This is a genomic window from Flectobacillus rivi (assembly GCF_030056655.1).
Taxonomy (GTDB): Bacteria; Bacteroidota; Bacteroidia; order Cytophagales; family Spirosomataceae; genus Flectobacillus; species Flectobacillus rivi.
In genome coordinates this window covers 1-589 of the sequence record NZ_JASHIE010000042.1, presented here as the reverse complement: position 1 = coordinate 589, position 589 = coordinate 1, and the positions used below count along the sequence as shown (strand labels likewise).

1 protein-coding gene is annotated in these 589 nt (G+C 44.0%); it reads right to left on the bottom strand.

All coding sequences use genetic code 11. From position 1 onward, the window contains the following. Positions 1-589 (bottom strand): thrombospondin type 3 repeat-containing protein (locus tag QM481_RS24835; RefSeq protein ID WP_283383798.1); only part of this gene is annotated, 589 nt, incomplete at both ends.

Sequence of the window (589 nt, the reverse complement as noted above, 5' to 3'; positions counted from 1 at the left end):
ACGCAACCTTCGTGTTACACGTTGCGCCACTTGGATCAAGACCTGTACAAGAAGTGATAAATACATCGATTCCTACGCTTGCTGCACTATAACAGCCTGTCGTGGCATTGTAATAAAATCCATAATAGGTACCATCTGTTGCTGCTGTTGGGGTTGAATATGCCGTACCTGTATGGGTATTATTCGTAAACCATACCAAACTACTACCCGACGGTGCTGTACCACTTATTGCGGTTGTCAAGTTCGCTGTCGTTGCAGGACAAATGTTATTGATACTACTAACACTCACTGTTGGAACAATCAAAGCTGGGTCACAAGCATTTAATGGGTCTGTTCCTGCCAATTTCTCTGCATAATTGCTAATGCCATCTCCATCACAATCTGCATTCCGCCAAGTTGTTGTAGTATTCGCTAAGACTTGATTATTACTCCATACACATGGATCATTAGGCGCTGGGTCTGTCGTGTCAAAATCTCCATCGCCATCGGTATCACAAGCATTTACCGTAACAACTACTCCTGTCGACGCTGGACTATAACAACCTAATACTGAATCGTAATAAAAGGCATAATACGTGCCCGCTGCGGC